The organism is Shewanella subflava (genome assembly GCF_025971955.1).
Classification (GTDB): domain Bacteria; phylum Pseudomonadota; class Gammaproteobacteria; order Enterobacterales; family Shewanellaceae; genus Shewanella; species Shewanella subflava.
Window position 1 is genome coordinate 478,696 of the sequence record NZ_JAPDMX010000028.1, and the last position, 15,116, is coordinate 493,811.

Below are 15,116 nucleotides of genomic sequence, written 5' to 3' on the forward strand. Positions count from 1 at the left end.
ATAGCGGAAACCACAGGCGATATTTTGCCTAAAAGGAAACACTGTTTTCAAACTGTATGGCAGGTGATTTGTACGGTGCAATTCCCTATAATAGCGCCAATTCTGACCCTCCTATATAATTTATAAGGTGAATAGACGTGATGGAAATCATTCGCGGAGCCCCTGCACTTTCTGCATTTAGAGTTCAAAAACTCATGGAGGCCTGCGACAGCGCAGATCTTCCTGTGAAAAGTATCTACGCTGAATATATGCATTTAGCAGATTTAACTGAACAACTAGATGATAATGAGCGTGTTCAGCTTGAACGGATCTTGACCTATGGCCCAGCCATTGAGTCCCACGCCCCGCAAGGACAGTTAGTTTTTATCACCCCACGTCCTGGAACCATTTCACCTTGGTCTTCTAAAGCCACAGACATCGCGCGTAATTGCGGCTTAGGCAAAGTAAAGCGTTTAGAACGCGGTATTGCTTATTATGTGGAATCTGCTGAGCTTTCAACTGAACAACACCAGCAGTTATTAGGTTTATTACATGACCGCATGATGGAAGTGGTGTTAAGTGATTTTGCGGGTGCAGAAGTGTTATTTAAACGCACCGAACCTGCCAAATTTACCAGTGTGAACATTCTTGCTGAAGGTCGCCGTGCTCTTGAAGTGGCTAACGTAAAATTAGGGCTTGCACTAGCTGAAGACGAAATCGATTATTTAGTTGAAAACTTTGTTCGTTTAAAGCGTAACCCAAATGACATCGAATTGATGATGTTTGCTCAGGCTAACTCTGAACATTGTCGCCATAAGATTTTTAATGCTGATTGGACAATTGATGGCGAAGTCCAGCCTAAATCATTGTTCAAAATGATTAAAAATACCTTTGAAGTGACCCCAGATAACGTGTTATCAGCCTATAAAGATAACGCGGCGGTCATGACGGGGCCGGTTGCTGGCCGCTTCTTCCCAGATCCTGATGGTGTTTACAATTATCACACTGAGCCTATGCACGTGTTGATGAAAGTGGAAACCCACAATCACCCAACAGCGATTAGTCCATATCCTGGCGCAGCTACTGGTTCTGGTGGTGAAATTCGTGATGAAGGTGCCACGGGACGTGGTTCAAAACCTAAAGCGGGTTTAACAGGCTTTACTGTGTCGAACTTAAAGATCCCGGGTTTTGTGCAACCATGGGAAGGGGATTACGGTAAGCCAGATCGTATCGTTACGCCGTTAGAAATTATGTTAGAAGGCCCATTAGGTGGCGCTGCATTCAACAACGAATTTGGTCGCCCTGCGTTAACAGGGTATTTCCGTACCTATGAGCAACAGGTGTCTAGCCACAACGGTGTTGAAGTTCGTGGTTATCACAAGCCGATTATGATTGCCGGTGGTTTAGGTAACATTCGTGATGAACATGTGCAGAAAGGTGAAATTACCGTTGGCGCTAAACTGATTGTGCTTGGTGGCCCTGCAATGAACATTGGTTTAGGTGGTGGTGCGGCATCGTCTATGGCATCGGGTCAGTCTAGCGAAGATCTCGATTTTGCCTCTGTACAACGTGAAAACCCAGAAATGGAACGCCGTTGTCAGGAAGTCATCGACCGTTGCTGGCAGTTAGGTGCAGCCAACCCAATCCAGTTTATTCACGACGTCGGCGCGGGCGGATTATCGAATGCGTTCCCAGAGTTAGTCAATGATGGCGACCGCGGTGGTGTATTCAATTTACGTAACGTGCCTTCAGATGAACCTGGCATGAGCCCGCTTGAAATTTGGTGTAACGAGTCACAAGAACGTTATGTGTTGTCAGTCGCGCCAGAAAACCTACAACAATTTGCTGATATTTGTGCCCGTGAACGTGCGCCTTTTGCCGTTGTGGGTGAAGCAACTGAAGAAATGCACCTAACACTTGCCGACAGCCACTTTAACAACAAGCCAATCGATTTACCGCTTGAAGTATTATTGGGTAAAGCGCCTAAAATGAGCCGTGATGTTGTTTCGGCCAAAGCGGTATCACCAGCGTTAGATCAATCTAAAATTGATTTAGCAGAGGCGGTTAAGCGTATTCTTACGCTACCTACGGTTGCGGATAAAACGTTCTTAATCACCATTGGTGACCGTTCTGTAACAGGCTTAGTGAATCGCGATCAATTAGTCGGTCCTTGGCAGGTTCCTGTTGCTGACTGTGCGGTGACAGCATCAAGTTACGACAGCTATTGCGGTGAAGCCATGTCAATGGGTGAGCGTACGCCGCTAGCCTTACTTGATTTTGATGCTTCTGCTCGTATGGCGGTGGCTGAATCTATTATGAACATTGCGGGTACTGACATAGGCTCATTTAAGCGTATTAAGCTGTCTGCAAACTGGATGTCGCCAGCCGGTCATCCTGGTGAGGATGCGGGTCTTTATCAAGCGGTTAAAGCAATTGGTGAAGATTTATGTCCTGAGCTAGGTCTGACTATTCCTGTTGGCAAAGATTCAATGTCAATGAAAACGGCATGGGAAGAAAACGGCAAGCAGAAAACGGTTACTTCACCTATGTCACTGGTGATCACCGCTTTTGGTGTGGTGCAAGATATTCGTAAAACGGTTACTCCTGAACTTCGCACCGATAAGGGCGATACCGCCTTATTAATGTTGGACTTAAGCAATGGCCAAAACCGTTTAGGTGGATCTTGTTTAGCGCAGGTTTACAGCGAGTTAGGTGATTTTGCTCCTACTTTAGATAACACGGCTAACCTTGCTGGTTTCTTTGAAGTGATGCAAACATTAGTTGCAGACCAATCGGTTATTGCTTATCACGACCGCAGTGACGGTGGTTTATTCACCACTTTAGTTGAAATGGCCTTTGCGGGTAATAGCGGATTGAACATCGATCTGGCTTCATTAAACGGAACTGATTTAGAGCGTTTATTTAACGAAGAATTAGGTGCTGTTATTCAAGTTAGCCAAGCGGATGCCCTAAGCATTGCCGCTAAATTTGAAGCTAAAGGCGTGACGTGTCATAACATTGGTGGTTTACACGCTGCTGACAGCATTAAGATCACTGATGGTGAGCGGGTTATTTATCAGAATAGCCGTACAGCACTGCGCACGCTATGGTCTGAAACCACTTATCGTATGCAATCACTACGTGATAACCCAGCATGTGCACAAGAAGAGTTTGAGCTCAAGCAACAAGCTGATGCCCCAGGCTTAACAGTTAAATTAGGCTTTAACCCAAGTGAAGATGTTGCCGCACCTTATATATTAAAAGGCGCAGCACCTAAAATGGCTATTTTACGTGAGCAAGGTGTTAACTCGCATATTGAAATGGCTGCAGCATTTGACCGAGCAGGTTTTGAAAGCCTTGACGTACATATGTCTGACATTCTTTCTGGCCGTATCAGCTTAGAAGAGTTCCAAGGCTTAGTGGCTTGTGGCGGATTCTCTTATGGTGACGTATTAGGTGCTGGTGAAGGTTGGGCAAAATCAATCTTATTTAATAACCGTGCCCGCGATGAGTTCAGCCGCTTCTTTGAACGTGATTCAAGCATTGCGTTAGGGGTCTGTAACGGTTGTCAAATGTTGTCAAACCTGAAAGAGATTATTCCTGGAAGTGAACATTGGCCACACTTTGTGCGTAACCGTTCTGAGCGTTTTGAAGCGCGTTTCAGTTTGGTTGAAGTGCAACAAACGCCTTCGGTATTTTTTGAAGGAATGGTGGGTTCGCGCATGCCGATCGCCGTTTCCCATGGTGAAGGTTTAGCCGAGTTTGCCAATGCAGACGCATTAGCAAAAGCAGAAGCTTCTGGCACGATTGCCCTACGTTATGTTGATGGTCACGGTGATATTGCGACGCAGTATCCATTAAATCCTAATGGCTCACCAAATGGTTTAACGGGTATTTGTACAACAGATGGCCGTGTGACCATTATGATGCCGCACCCTGAGCGAGTCTTTAGAACGGTTGCTAACTCATGGCACCCTGAAGAGTGGGGCGAAGATAGCCCATGGATGCGTATGTTCCGTAATGCACGCGTTAAAATTGGTTAACACACCATTTTAACCTGATCAAAAGGCGACAACTCAGTCGCCTTTTTCATCAAAAAATTTTACGTTGGCGTTTGTCTGGTTCTGACATGTGTTTGAACAGGTTAACTGGAATAGGCCAGAAACACGTTAAGCAGTTAAAAATATTCAATCTGAATTAAGCGTGAATTAAATATGCTTTAGTGTTTCAGGTAAAAGATCATTAAACAACACAACAGAGACAGACGTAAAAAAGCCCATTCAATCATGAATGGGCTTTTTTGTGTCATTCATCGTATTGTTTAATTACGATGCAGACTGTTTTGCGCTAACAAAACATAAACTGGTAGTGACTTACTTCACTTCTTTAGCTGTGTACATCTCAACAAAAGCACGTTTGTATAAGTTGACAACATTTTCAAATACTTTAGTCATAGCAACATCTCTCAATTGTTTAGTTCATCAAAGAACGTTAGATACCTTAGGGTTAAGTCAACGGCTCCCTGGCATAAATGCTACTCGTTTTCTTAATGTGTGTATGATACCGAGCCTAATGCAAACTTTCAAACTAGTAAAAATGATAGTTGTGATTAGTTTTTCTAATGTATTTTAATTTTATTTTTTATTTGTTTTTATTTAAGATGTTGTTTTTGTTGTTTTTGTTTATTTATTTTCGGTTAGATTATCTGTTGTTTTATTTGTTAAAGTTTTGATATTGTTGCTTTGGTTGTCATTACAGGTTAATTCGCTTTATTAGTAATAAATGTTATAAATTTATGACAAAGTTCCTATCAATGAATTTGGTAATTGTCAATATCTCAGGCTTGGTATTATGCGCACATACTCAAAACCCACTTAAAGCTGCAACTTAGATTGATTTGGGTCAATTTTCAATGGTATAAAATCTTCGTATTCTGAATTTATTTGAAATGTAAGTTACTGATATTGGTGCTTAAAATTATTTTTGAATAAGTTTGTATAAAGCGAGATCACACTTTTGCTTTAAATGAGATCTTGAGCGGTTTTTTTGTTCGGGTTTCATGTTTTAATCACACGAGTTATTTATTGTTGCAGCTTTTTGTTTTAACACTTTGTTAACGAGTGATGTAAAACCATTTGGTTGTATGTAAATAAGTAAACACTTATATTGGCAGCAGGTATGTTGTTTAATTTGCATTTGGTTGTACTGAAGTAAGGAGTCGCCAATGATTATCGAAGAGGTAGTTGAGCTATCGCGTTTGCAGTTCGCGCTGACAGCCATGTATCACTTTCTATTTGTTCCCCTCACGTTAGGCCTAGCTTTTATTCTGGCGATCATGGAGTCACTTTATGTGATGACAGATAAGCAGATATATAAGGATATGACTAAGTTTTGGGGTAAATTATTCGGAATTAACTTTGCCTTAGGTGTGACCACCGGTTTGGCAATGGAATTCCAGTTTGGTACCAACTGGTCATACTTTTCACACTATGTAGGTGATATTTTTGGTGCGCCATTGGCGATTGAAGGCCTAATGGCATTCTTCCTTGAATCAACCTTAGTGGGTATGTTCTTTTTTGGTTGGGACCGATTCAGTAAACGTCAGCATTTAGCGGTAACCTGGTTGGTTGCGCTGGGGTCAAACATGTCGGCGTTGTGGATTTTGGTGGCAAATGGTTGGATGCAAAACCCTGTGGGTTCAGTATTTAACTATGAAACCATGCGCATGGAAATGACCAGTTTTGCTGAGGTTATTTTTAACCCTGTTGCCCAGGTGAAATTTGTTCACACCGTAGCATCGGGTTATGTAGCAGGTGCCATGTTCGTGCTGGCAATCAGTTCATACTACATTTTAAAAGGTCGTGACTTACCTTTTGCTCGTCGCTCATTTGCGATTGCAGCCAGCTTTGGTATGGCGTCAATTCTGTCGGTTATCGTACTGGGTGACGAATCTGGCTATAAAGTGGGTGAAGTTCAACGTGTGAAATTAGCCGCCATTGAAGCTGAGTGGCACACCGAGCCAGCTCCAGCTGCCTTTACTGCGGTAGGTTTCCCTAATCAAGAAACCATGGAAACTGACTACGCGATTAAAATCCCCTATGCAATGGGTATCATTGCCACGCGCTCTTTAGATGAGCAAGTGACCGGTATTATCGATTTGATTGATGAGCATGAAGTGCGTATCCGTAACGGTATGATTGCTTATTCATTCTTAACACAGCTTCGTGCTGGCGATACCAGTCAGGAACTGCGTGATAATTTTGAAGCAACCAAGCATGATTTAGGCTATGGCTTATTATTGAAGCGTTATACCGAAAATGTGGTTGACGCAACTGAAGCGCAGATTAAAGCTGCTGCGAAAGATTCGATTCCTAATGTCGCACCGATGTTCTGGTCATTCCGTATTATGGTTGGCGCAGGCGTGTTGATGCTGTTTATCTTTGCTGCAGCGTTTTGGCAAAGTACTCGTCATCAAATTGCTGAGAAAAAGTGGGTGCTTAAAGCGGCACTTTACGGCTTACCATTACCTTGGATTGCCATTGAGTGTGGTTGGTTTGTGGCTGAATACGGTCGTCAACCTTGGACGATTTCAGAAGTCTTACCGACCTTTATGTCAGCATCAAGTTTAACTGTGTCTGACTTATGGTTCAGTATCATTTCAATTACCTTATTCTACTCAGTATTACTGGTTATTGAGATGTTCTTGATGTTCAAGTATGCCCGTCTTGGCCCTAGCAGCATGAAGACTGGTCGTTATCACTTTGAAAACCAAGATGCTTAATCAGAGGACCTGACTATGTTTGATTATGAAGTTTTAAGATTTATCTGGTGGGCATTAATAGGTGTGTTGTTTGTCGGCTTTGCAATCACTGACGGCTTTGATATGGGGGTAGGTGCGTTATTACCCATCATAGGTAAAGATGACACTGAGCGCCGTATTATGATTAACACCATTGCGCCGCATTGGGATGGTAACCAGGTTTGGTTAATTACCGCTGGTGGTGCGTTATTCGCCGCTTGGCCTATGGTCTATGCCGTGTCATTCTCAGGCTTTTATGTCGCCATGATGCTGGTGTTGTTCGCTTTATTCTTGCGTCCAGTAGGCTTTGATTACCGTTCGAAAATTGAAGATCCAAAATGGCGTAAGTCATGGGATTGGGCACTGTTTGTCGGTGGTTTTGTGCCACCACTTATCATAGGCGTCGCGTTTGGTAACCTATTGCAAGGCGTGCCGTTTAACTTTGATGAGTTTTTACGTGCCCAATACCATGGTGGTTTCTTTGGGTTGTTGAATCCATTTGGACTGCTTACTGGCCTTGTGTGTGTCAGCATGATCATGATGCAAGGTGCAGCTTGGTTACAAATGAAGACTGAAGGTGAGTTACGTGTTCGCGCAGCTAACATGACCCAGATTTGTGGTGGATTGTTGGTGGTATTATTTGCAGCATCAGGTGTATGGTTAGCAAATGGCATTGACGGCTATGTGATTACTTCAACACTGGATTTAGCGGGTCCATCTAATCCAACAACGAAGACTGTTGCGATTGAAGCGGGTGCCTGGCTAGCCAATTACGACAAGTACCCCGTTACCATGCTATTCCCTGTGTTAGGGTTATTAATGCCAGTGTTAGCCATTTTTGCTAGCCGCTTTAACCGTAGTGGTTTCGCGTTCTTATTTAGTTCATTAGCCATTGCTGGCGTCATTTTAACTTGTGGTGCAGCGATGTTCCCATTTGTTATGCCGTCATCGCTTGAGCCAAATGTAAGCTTAACCATGTGGGATGCGACAGCAAGTCAAATGACCCTAAAAGTGATGACCATCGCCGCGATTATCTTTGTACCAACCGTATTAAGTTATACGATTTGGACTTACTACAAGATGTATGGTCGTTTGAATCGCAGTTTTATTGAAGACAATAAAACCTCACTTTATTAATAGGAGTCATCATCTATGTGGTATTTTGCGTGGATATTAGGTGTATTACTGGCTTGCTCTTTCGGCATTATTAATGCCCTGTGGTTAGAAAATACTGAAAACATGGACCGCCAGGAAAATAGTGAAAGTTAATTAGTTTGGTTGGTTAAATAATAAAACCCCGTTCATGTAGCGGGGTTTTTTATGGCTTGAACAAATGTTTTGATGAAACGATAATTACAGCCCATTCTGTTAGGGGTAATAAATACATATCAATTATCCGCCTTGCCTAATGTCATTTTATCTTTCAACATAAAAAATAAACACAGATAAACACGCCCTAACCAGAGATTAGGTTATTTATCACAGTGGTTTAAGTCTTTAATTATCCTTATTATTCAATCTAATCATCGAGCCTAAATATCAACCCCAATTAGTGTAACTTAGTCATTAAGTTCAAAGGGGTCATGCAAACAAAAATGGCCTGAAGCATAATGCCTCAAGCCATTTTTATGGTGATGGTCAGTTGTTGTTCAAACCTGATTTAAACATCGACGATTAATTTACAACAACATTAATCGACTTTGAATACCTCAATTTGCTGTTTAATATTACCGGCTAATTGGGTCAATACATCGGCATCGTCAACCGCTTTAATGGCCCTTTGTTCGCTGTATTGTGCCAAAGACGAAATCGCATGTAAGCTGTTCGACACTTCATCCGCTACAGTGGTTTGCTGTTTGGTTGCACTGGCAATACTGGATGAGAACATGGCCATTTCAGCGATATTAGTGTTGATTTGGCTAAGCTGAGTGTTGGCATCATTGCCTTGCTCAGCAGACTTAATACCCAATTGCTGGCACTGGTTCATTTGTGCTGCAGTCAATTTGACCTGTTGCTGTAATTTATTGATAGTAATACTGATCTCGCTAATCGATTGCTGGGTGCGTTGTGCTAATGATCGCACTTCATCGGCAACAACGGCAAAGCCTCTTCCTTGTTCTCCTGCTCTTGCAGCCTCAATGGCGGCATTTAATGCCAGTAGGTTAGTTTGCTCGGCAATTCCATTAATTACCTCTGTGACCTGACTTATCGCCTGGCTTTCATCACTTACCCCTTCAATATTTTGTTGGGTTTGAGTGAGTTGATCGCTGAGTGATTGCAGATCATTTACCACTTGCGTCAATTGGGTATGGCCCTCGTTTGAGGCTTTATCAATTTCTTGAGCTTGAATTGCGCCTTGACCAGAGTTTTGGGCAACATCTTTAATTGAAGCTGACATTTCTTCAATTGCGGTAGCGATTTGCTCTGTTTGATTGAGTAATGATTTAGCTTCATTACCATTATCTGTTGCCGTTTGTTGGCTTAAATGTGCGTGATTTTCTAAGCTTAATACCGACTCTTGTAATGATTTAATCAGCCCTGCAAGGTTGGTGGCCATTTGTGTGACACTGATGGTAATTTGATCCACTTCATTTGCACTGTGTGCATCGCAAGCCGTAAATGTTTGTGATAAGTCACCTTCACCGAGTTTGGCTATTTTGGTTTGTAATAACTGTAATGGCTTAACTGCGCGGGTGATTAACGTACTTAACAATATGAAAATCAGTACAATACCTATCACCGCAATCAGTAGATTTTGCTGCAACATCGTCACGCTTTCATTATTCAATTCCTGTTGCGGCACAAATCCCACTAAGGTCCAATTCCAGCCTTTAATGGCAACAGAATAAGAAAACATATCTTCATTATTGAGTGAGGTATAAAACCAGCTTTGCTCATCTTTTAGGGCTTGTTCAATGGTTAATCCATCAAGCAAGGCTGCATCAAAGGGAGCATCTGCTGATAATTTAGGGTGAGCAATGATTTGTTTGTCTGAGTTGCGAATAATGACATAGGAGCCAGACTCCTCTAGGGTCATTTCTTTCATGGTTTGTTGAATTTGCTGAACAGATTGAGTGATATCAAAACCAACGAATAAAATACCAATGACTTTGTCACTTTGATCTTTGATCGGACGATAAATGGTCATATAGTCACGGCCAAATAATTTGGCATAGCCTTCGTATTCTTCACCATTGATGATTTTTGTGTATCCTGGGTGTGTGGTACCCAGATTTGTGCCAATTGCGCGTTTACCGTCGGCTTTTTTTAATGATGTTGAAATACGGGTAAAGTCATCCTTATCGCGCACAAAAATGGTTGCCACCCCACCAGTGAGTTTTGAAAATCGGTCGACTTTACTGCGAGATGCGTTAATTTGCTCATTACCATGTTTGAGTGACGGTGAACTGACACTGAGCACTTTTACGTTTCTGCCGCCTAAATAAAACGTGCTCGGGTAGAGTGTCCGAAGGATATCTGCATTTCTTCTAGCGAGGGTGAGCATGCTGTTGTACTGCAATTCAATCAGCTCTGCATTACTGTGCATTTGTGAGCCAATAGCTTGAACCGCTTTGTTATTTAACGAGTAAGAGGCCGATTGATATGAAAATAAAGACATCGCAACAAAAATGGCAATGGATGACAGTAAGGCAAGTGAGCCGATCTGTTTTGCAATCGGCCAATTTTTATAATTCATGACAATATTTCCAGATAGTTATTGTAGGGTTAATTTATAGCAAACCCGACGTTAAGGCCTTGACTCAAATCACGTTAGTTAACCCGAAACTGGGTGAAAAATGAATAAATGTGATTGAAACTGCGAACATTGTCCGGCTGACTAACAAACTTGAAATGAATACGGATAATAAGCGGGATTTACACGACAAAATCTTCTTTGTCGAAAGTGGAATTAAATACAGTTAACTGTTGAAGTGGTTTTGAGATAGGAGAGTTTGGTTTTTATCGTCAAGGTGGAGAAAATCCCGCCATCAGATTGAATTGAAGTCGTGGGAAGTTAGCGCAATAAAAAAGAGTGATATGTTGCCAAATCACTCTTGTTATCAAATCAGCTGTTTGAAATTAAACGGGTATTATCTCTTGTTGCAGCGACTGTTTTTTCGGTTTCATCATTAAATGATACATCACAGGTACCCAAACTAAAGACAGCATAGTCGTTAATAATGTGCCGCCTGCAATGGCGATTGCAAAGGGAGGCCAAAATCCTCCGCCTGCAATAATCAAGGGTAAAAAGCCGCCGATTGTGGTGATGGTGGTTGAGCCAATATGGCGGCCACAACTGCTAACCGTATCGACAATTAATGCCATATTGCCTTGTTTTGTCTCGGGCAAGTCCTCAAGTTCAGCCAGAATTACAATGGCGGCATTAATGGCCAGTCCCATTAACCCTAATAAACCAATTATCACAGTAAAACCAAAAGGGTAGCCAAACACGAATACCGCTAGTAACCCCAATCCGGCAGACTGTACAGCGCTGAATAGAATAATGCCGGTAAGGCGGAATGAGTTGAATGACAACACCACTGTCGCCAGTAATAGGGTGATAACTACCACTAAGTTAGACATCAGATTACCGACGGCCTCATTACGTTTAGCGCTTTCACCGCCAACTTCAATATGGTATCCAGAGGGTAATGCAATGTTGCTGAGTTTTGATTTCACATCATTAAGCACCTGAGATGGCAATACGCCACTGGTGATATACGCCTCAATAGTATTCACCCGTTGACCATTACGACGGGGGATCTCACCGCGGCTGACGCTGACTTGATTATACGATAATGCAGATAACGGAATGCCAGTGCCAGTGGGTGACACTAGGTTAAGTTCTGCTAACCTTGTGGCTTGTTCGCGGGTGTTATCACCTAAACGCACACGAATAGGCAATGACTCAGTTTGTTCTAAAATACTGCCACCAATAATGCCGGTTGTCGCCATTTGTACCTGATTAGCGATATCGGTCAAGCTTAAGCCGCTCATTAGACTGGCGTCTTCATTCACTTGTAACCATAGCTTAGGCGCCCCAGGGGAAAGCGTTGCTCTGGTATGGATCACATCGGGAGTGGCAATTAATAGTGCGCGGACTTGATCGCCAATTTCCTTCAATGTGTCTAGATTGGCTCCGTAAATGAGCAATTCGACAGGCGCATTAAAGGGAGGCCCTTGTTCCAGTTTTCTGACCAGAATTTGCGCTTGTGGAAATTCAATATCCAGCGATTGTTGTAACTGGGGAATAAGCTTGTTTGCGGTTTCAAAGTCAGTCACTTTCACCATCGCCTGAGCATAGTTGGTTGCCCCTTGCTGACGTTGGGTTAGATTGTAATAAAATGAAGGCGTATTTCCGCCAATAACCCAAGTGACCTCGCTGATTTCTGCAAGCTTTTGCAGCTTTTGATCTATCAATGCAACCTGTTGGCGCGTATTTTCAATGCTCACCTGCGAGGCCAAATGTACTTCAATTTGAAACATATCCCTGTCTGATGGCGGGAAAAATTGCTCTGTCATTTTACCTGCCACCATAAAGCCACTCATAGGCAAAATGCCCACAACTATCGCCGTTAATAATGGCCGTTTAAGGGCAAACGCTAAACTGGTTTTAAAGGCTTTACCTATTTTAGGAAAAGCCATCCCTTGTTGATACCAGGCGGTCGCTTGCTCACTTCGACTAAAGCGGCCAGCAAGCCCTGCAATAAGAGTATGGGAAATAATATAAGAGCCTAATAGCGCAAACATCACTGAAATTGCAATGCCGCCCACAAATTCCCCCGCAGCCCCAGGCATTAATACAATTGGCGCAAAGGCTAACATGGTTGTAATGGTTGAGCCTGCAAGGGGCAGCCATAGATGGTGCAAGGTTTTAGATACCGCTTCTAATTTACCCATGCCTTGTTGGCGGCGCTGGGCAATGGCGTCAACAATCACAATGGCATTATCCACCATAATACCCAATGCCACTACTAATCCAGTTACCGACATTTGATGAATGGGTAAACCCGTGTATTTCATACAGGCTAAAGTGAATAGGGCGGTAAGGGGAAGTGATAGCGCGACGATTAATGCATTACGCAGACCTAAGGTCAGCATTAAAACAAGGACAATAATCACGAAGCCTTGCAGCAAGTTAATGACTAAATCCCCAAGACGGACACTGGTGTAACCCTGCTGATCAAATAGCCATTGCACTTTGATGTTGGCGGGCAAGTTTTGTGAGAAGGTGGCTATCGTTTGTTCTATTTGATGCTGCCATATATCAACCCGATTACTGTTTAGCATGGTCGCGCCAATTAATATGCCTTGTTGGCTGTTAATGAGTGCAATACTGCTAGCCGGTGTTTTAGGTTGGCGGCTGATGGTGGCCACATCTCCTAGGCGAATAATTTGTCCGTATTCATCTACTTTCAACGGCACACGTCGAATCCGACTTTGTGAGTCAAGCTCGCCAGACACTTCAACTAACGCGCGAAATTGCTGGTTATTGATTTCACCGGCAGAAATTTTACTGTCAGCGTTGGTTAAGATTTGTGCAATGACACCTGGGGTCAGTTTCAGCTGACTGATTTTATTGCCATCAAGCTCAACGAGAATTTCTTCTTCTGGCGCGCCGTAAAGTTTGGCAAAATCCGTGCCTGATAATAGTCTTATCCGGTTTTGTAATTCCTTGGCGTAACGATTTAAAATATCACTTCTTACTGGCGAATCATCTGCCCATACCACCCCTAGTATCGCTGTGCTGGCATAGCCAACTTGATCATCTAGTGTGCTATTTTGCGCTTGAGCGGGTAGCAAAGGCTTACCATCGGCCACTAAATCACGTGCTCTAGACCAAACTGGCTCAGTTTCTGTGATGGTGTCTTTTAGTTCGAGCTGAATAACCGATATTCCCGGGCGAGAAGTCGATTGAACCAGTTTTATCTCTTCTAGTCGACGTAGTTGTGTTTCTAACACTTCGGTCACTAGTGCTTCTACTCTTTCAGCCGAAGCGCCTGGGTAATGAGTAATTACTGATGCAAAACGATTGGTAATGTGAGGATCTTCCGTGCGCGGTAAACTCGAAATTGCCCCAAATCCAGCGACAATTAACAGCGCGATAAATAAACTGGTTAGGCGGCCGTTTTCTAAAAATGCTTTAATCATATCGCCCCCGCTACCGCGGTGGTCGCAGGCGTGACAACTTGCCCGACTACCAATTTATGTAATCCCTCTACGATAATTGTGTCATCACGGCTTAACGCCCCTTTAATGTAGGCTTTATCCTGATTTGTATAAATAATTTCAACATCTCGGCGTTGTATACTGTAGTGATTTGCAGTCAGAGAATCGGTTTGTTTATCTAATACGTAAACATTCCACAATCCCCTTATGCCGTCGGTTAAAGCGGAAATTGGCACCCAATATCCAGCAACCGGAATATTTTGTTGGTATTCAAGGTAGGCAATTTCACCATTTAAGACGTTAGCATCAGTGGGCAGGCTTATTCTTAACTGTACTGTGCGAGTGATAGCATCAACTTCGGCGCTGATCCCGGCAATTCTGCCATTTAGGATTTTATCTCCGATACGGATCGGCACCTGTTGATTGTTTTTTAAGTTGGATGCAACTTGGATAGGCACACCAATATAGGCAAGCTGTTGATTATTACCGATCAAGGTAAAAACCGGACTGCCTAAGCCAATCACTTCCCCTAAATTATGGTGACGTTTACTGATTTTGCCATTAAAAGGTGCGACTAATATTGACTTTTCAAGCTTTAAGTTTGTGGCATATAAACTGGCATTGAGCCGTTGGCGATTGGCAATTAATCCTGTGACCTGTTGTTTCGTTTCGTCTAGCTGCTGCTCTGAAACGTAGTTTTTATCTTTTAGGCTGAGGGTGCGTTTTAATGTGTTTTCGGCTAAATCTAAGTCTGCTTTTGTTTGCTGCAAACTTGCTTCAAGCTGCTGTTTTTCTGCCTGTAAAAGATCGGTATCTAACGATGCTAAAGTTTGTCCAAAGGTAACACTGTCGCCGCTATCAACTTGAATGCCATTTAACTTACCAGCTAATTCAAATCCAATACCTGTGGTATTCGCTGAGCGGATAGTACCGGTATAGGTTTGTTTGTGCTGATAATATTCTGATGGTATCAGCGTTGCGGTGGCTACGGTTTGGTAGCTAACCGATTCAGAGTGCGGCTTAACTTCTGATCCACAACCGCTGACTACCATTAGGCTGAGTAAGCCTAACATTAATAATCGCACTTGGCCGATCGATTGATATTCCATTTTTGTACCCCAACAGGATAGTCATTTATACGTAATGCAAACAACTTATTCATTCATAG

Annotated in this window: 7 protein-coding genes; 4 read left to right on the plus strand and 3 right to left on the minus strand. The window is 42.9% G+C overall.

Annotation, left to right across the window (positions count from 1 at the left end):
* The first annotated feature begins 140 nt into the window (after positions 1 to 140).
* The 4 genes from purL (at position 141) to cydX (ending at position 8,047) form a co-directional block, all read left to right on the plus strand.
* The gene (purL, locus tag OHT75_RS13850; protein ID WP_264727557.1) at positions 141 to 4,022 is read left to right on the plus strand and encodes a phosphoribosylformylglycinamidine synthase; all 3,882 of its coding nucleotides are present in this window, start codon (positions 141 to 143) and stop codon (positions 4,020 to 4,022) included.
* A 1,181-nt stretch (positions 4,023 to 5,203) separates the two neighbouring features.
* Positions 5,204 to 6,760, plus strand: a complete 1,557-nt coding sequence (locus OHT75_RS13855) for a cytochrome ubiquinol oxidase subunit I (protein WP_264727559.1) — start codon at positions 5,204 to 5,206, stop codon at positions 6,758 to 6,760.
* A 15-nt stretch (positions 6,761 to 6,775) separates the two neighbouring features.
* Complete coding sequence (cydB, locus tag OHT75_RS13860; RefSeq protein ID WP_264727561.1) at positions 6,776 to 7,915, plus strand: cytochrome d ubiquinol oxidase subunit II; 1,140 nt, start codon at positions 6,776 to 6,778, stop codon at positions 7,913 to 7,915.
* 15 nt (positions 7,916 to 7,930) lie between these two features.
* Positions 7,931 to 8,047, plus strand: a complete 117-nt coding sequence (gene cydX / locus OHT75_RS13865) for a cytochrome bd-I oxidase subunit CydX (protein ID WP_188841058.1) — start codon at positions 7,931 to 7,933, stop codon at positions 8,045 to 8,047.
* A 421-nt stretch (positions 8,048 to 8,468) separates the two neighbouring features.
* On the opposite strand, the gene OHT75_RS13870 is transcribed toward cydX, so the two are convergent.
* The 3 genes from OHT75_RS13870 to OHT75_RS13880 form a co-directional block, all read right to left on the minus strand.
* A complete protein-coding gene (locus OHT75_RS13870) occupies positions 8,469 to 10,475 on the minus strand; it encodes a methyl-accepting chemotaxis protein (protein ID WP_264727564.1) in 2,007 nt (668 codons plus the stop codon).
* Positions 10,476 to 10,858: 383 nt separating this feature from the next.
* A complete protein-coding gene (locus OHT75_RS13875; RefSeq protein WP_264727566.1) occupies positions 10,859 to 13,930 on the minus strand; it encodes an efflux RND transporter permease subunit in 3,072 nt (1,023 codons plus the stop codon).
* Entirely contained in the window at positions 13,927 to 15,057 is a 1,131-nt protein-coding gene (locus tag OHT75_RS13880) for an efflux RND transporter periplasmic adaptor subunit (RefSeq protein ID WP_264727568.1), read from the minus strand. Before OHT75_RS13880 ends, OHT75_RS13875 begins: the two co-directional genes overlap by 4 nt.
* Positions 15,058 to 15,116 lie beyond the last annotated feature (59 nt).

Excerpts from the sequence above, each read along its gene's own strand:
- cydX (WP_188841058.1), top strand. The coding sequence starts at position 7,931 with ATGTGGTATTTTGCGTGGATATTAGGTGTATTACTGGCTTGCTCTTTC.
- OHT75_RS13855 (WP_264727559.1), top strand. The coding sequence starts at position 5,204 with ATGATTATCGAAGAGGTAGTTGAGCTATCGCGTTTGCAGTTCGCGCTG.
- OHT75_RS13880 (WP_264727568.1), bottom strand. The coding sequence starts at position 15,057 with ATGGAATATCAATCGATCGGCCAAGTGCGATTATTAATGTTAGGCTTA.
- cydB (WP_264727561.1), top strand. The coding sequence starts at position 6,776 with ATGTTTGATTATGAAGTTTTAAGATTTATCTGGTGGGCATTAATAGGT.
- OHT75_RS13875 (WP_264727566.1), bottom strand. The coding sequence starts at position 13,930 with ATGATTAAAGCATTTTTAGAAAACGGCCGCCTAACCAGTTTATTTATC.
- purL (WP_264727557.1), top strand. The coding sequence starts at position 141 with ATGGAAATCATTCGCGGAGCCCCTGCACTTTCTGCATTTAGAGTTCAA.
- OHT75_RS13870 (WP_264727564.1), bottom strand. The coding sequence starts at position 10,475 with ATGAATTATAAAAATTGGCCGATTGCAAAACAGATCGGCTCACTTGCC.